Raw genomic sequence first — 2,877 nt, 5'->3', positions numbered from 1 at the left:
ACCCGGGCGCGGCAGAGGCTTGACTCGAGTCGCGCGTCGTGAAATTAATTCAATCAATAAAATAAATATGGCGACCGGGGAGGGCGCCATTGGGAGGACCCATGTATCTTGGTTTGGATCTGGGCACGTCCGGGCTTCGGGCGGTGCTTGTCGATGCGGGTGGGTCGCTGGTCGCCTCAGCCGAAGAGGCCTGGCCCGTCAGCCATCCTGCACCGGGTCACAGCGAACAGGACCCTGCCCATTGGGTCGAAGGCTGTCGCGCTGCAATGGACAAGCTGAAGGCCGACGCGCCCGCCGCCGTCGCGGCCATCAGGGGGATCGGTCTGTCGGGGCAGATGCATGGGGCGACGCTGGTGGATGCCGCAGATCGCGTGCTGCGCCCCTGCATCCTGTGGAACGACACAAGATCCCATGCCGAGGCCGCCGCGCTTGATGCGACGCCCGGTGTGCGCGACCTGTCGGGCAATATCGTCTTTCCCGGGTTCACCGCGCCCAAGCTCCTCTGGGTCGAACAGAACGAGCCCGAGATTTTCGCTAAGATCGCCAAGGTGCTTCTGCCAAAGGATTATCTGCGCCTCTGGCTGACCGGGGAACATGTGTCGGACATGTCGGACGCTGCCGGAACCAGCTGGCTTGACGTTGGCAAACGAGACTGGTCGCCCGACTTGCTGGCCGCGGGCCACATGCGCCCCGACCAGATGCCGCGCCTTGTTGAAGGGAGCGATGCCTCGGGCCAGTTGCGCGCCGATCTGGCCGCCGAATGGGGCATTTCCGGACCCGTGGTTGTTGCCGGCGGCGGCGGGGATAATGCCGTCGCGGCCTGTGGTGTGGGCTGCTTCCGCGAGGGTGACGGCTTCGTCTCGCTAGGCACCTCGGGCGTGCTGCTGGCCGCGAAGGACAGCTTCGCCCCCGCGCCCGAAACCGCCGTTCACAGCTTTTGCCACGCGGTGCCGGATACCTGGTACCAGATGGGGGTGATCCTCGCGGCGACTGACTGCCTGAACTGGCTGGCCAAGACGCTGAACGACAGTCCCGCTACGCTGGCGGGACACTTGCCTGACGCAATCAACGGCCCGTCCGGCACGCTCTTCCTGCCGTATTTGTCTGGCGAGCGGACCCCGCATAACGACGCCGATATTCGCGGCGCGTTCGTGGGGCTCGACATTGCATCGGACCAACAAGCATTGACCCAATCCGTCATGGAAGGCGTCAGCTTCGCACTCAGGGACTCGCTGGAGGCGCTGAAATCCACGGGCACAAGGCTCGACTCTGTTCTTGCCATCGGCGGGGGCACGCAGTCGCGGTTCTGGCTGGAAAGCCTCGCCACCATCCTGGGCCTGCCCCTGCGCCTGCCTGCAAAGGGCGAGTTCGGGGCGGCGCTTGGCGCGGCGCGGCTCGGCATGGCCGCTGACGGAGCCGACATCCACGAGATCATGACCCCGCCCGATGTGGCGGAAACCATCGACCCGCGCGCAGATCTGACGGACGTATATGGCGAAAGCTACGCCCGATACCGCGCCCTTTATCCTTCCATCAAGGCAGCACTGACATGAGCACCGGCTTTTTCAACGACATCACCGAGATCCCGTTCGAAGGCGCTGACAGCGCCAACCCGCTGGCCTTCCGTCACTACAAACCCGAAGAGATCGTCATGGGCAAGCGCATGGAAGACCACCTGCGCTTTGCCGCCTGCTACTGGCACAATTTCGTCTGGCCGGGGAATGACCCGTTCGGTGGCCAGACCTTCGAACGCCCGTGGTTTCCCGGCGACACCATGGCGCTGTCCAAGCTCAAGGCCGACGTGGCCTTCGAGATGTTCAGCCTGCTGAAAGTGCCCTATTTCTGCTTCCACGATTTCGACATCCGCCCCGATGGGGCAAGCTTTGCCGAAAACCGCGATACGCTGAACCAGATCGCGGACTACTTCGCCGAGAAGATGGAGCAGACCGGCGTCAAGCTGCTCTGGGGTACGGCCAACATGTTCTCGAACCGCCGCTTCATGGCGGGTGCGGCCACGAACCCTGACCCGGATGTCTTCGCCTTCGCCGCCGCGACGGTGAAATCCTGCATGGACGCGACGCACCGTTTGGGCGGCGAAAACTACGTGCTGTGGGGTGGGCGCGAAGGCTATGAGACGCTGCTCAACACCAATCTCGCGCAGGAAGACGCGCAGTTCGGACGCTTCCTGAACATGGTGGTGGAGTACAAGCACAAGATCGGATTCGACGGCACCATCCTGATCGAACCCAAACCGCAGGAACCCACCAAGCACCAGTATGATTACGACGTGGCCACGGTCTATGGCTTCCTCAAGCGCCACGGGCTGGAAGGCGAGGTGAAGGTGAATATCGAGCAGGGCCACGCGATCCTTGCCGGCCACAGCTTCGAGCACGAGATCGCAACCGCCGTGGCGCTTGGCATCTTCGGCTCGATCGATATGAACCGGAATGACTACCAGTCCGGGTGGGACACCGACCAGTTCCCCAACAACGTGCCCGAGGTCGCGTTGGCCTATTACCACATTCTGCAAGGGGGCGGCTTCACCAGCGGTGGCACCAATTTCGACGCCAAGCTGCGCCGCCAGTCGATCGATCCGGAAGACCTTCTGATCGCCCATATCGGCGGCATGGACTGCTGCGCCCGCGGCCTGAAGGCGGCCGCCAGGATGATCGAGGATGGTGCGCTTCAGAAGCCGCTCGACGAGCGCTATGCCGGCTGGAACGACGCCGAGGCGCAGAAGATGCTGAAGGGCGAATACACGCTCGACCAGATTGCCGAGAAGGTGGAACGGGAGAACATCAATCCCGAACCGCGCTCCGGTCGTCAGGAATATCTCGAAAACGTCGTCAACCGCTACGTTTGATCCGAAAGCGACCA

Annotated in this window: 2 protein-coding genes; both read left to right on the top strand. The window is 63.1% G+C overall.

The features are described from left to right. Positions 1-101: 101 nt before the first annotated feature. Entirely contained in the window at positions 102-1,553 is a 1,452-nt protein-coding gene (gene xylB, locus ACEQXV_RS03470) for a xylulokinase (protein ID WP_370267923.1), read from the top strand. Next, positions 1,550-2,863 carry a xylose isomerase gene (gene xylA / locus ACEQXV_RS03465; RefSeq protein WP_370267921.1) on the top strand — a complete coding sequence of 438 codons (1,314 nt, stop codon included), beginning with the start codon at positions 1,550-1,552 and terminating at the stop codon, positions 2,861-2,863. The genes xylB and xylA overlap by 4 nt, the downstream gene beginning before the upstream one ends. Positions 2,864-2,877: the final 14 nt, after the last annotated feature.

Origin of the sequence: Nioella sp., assembly GCF_964229645.1 — a bacterium.
GTDB lineage: Bacteria > Pseudomonadota > Alphaproteobacteria > Rhodobacterales > Rhodobacteraceae > Nioella.
Note: the sequence above shows the minus strand (reverse complement) of the source record. Positions and strands in the feature narration are given on the sequence as shown.

Coding starts and splice junctions, on each gene's coding strand:
- xylB (WP_370267923.1), top strand. CDS start 102: ATGTATCTTGGTTTGGATCTGGGCACGTCCGGGCTTCGGGCGGTGCTT.
- xylA (WP_370267921.1), top strand. CDS start 1,550: ATGAGCACCGGCTTTTTCAACGACATCACCGAGATCCCGTTCGAAGGC.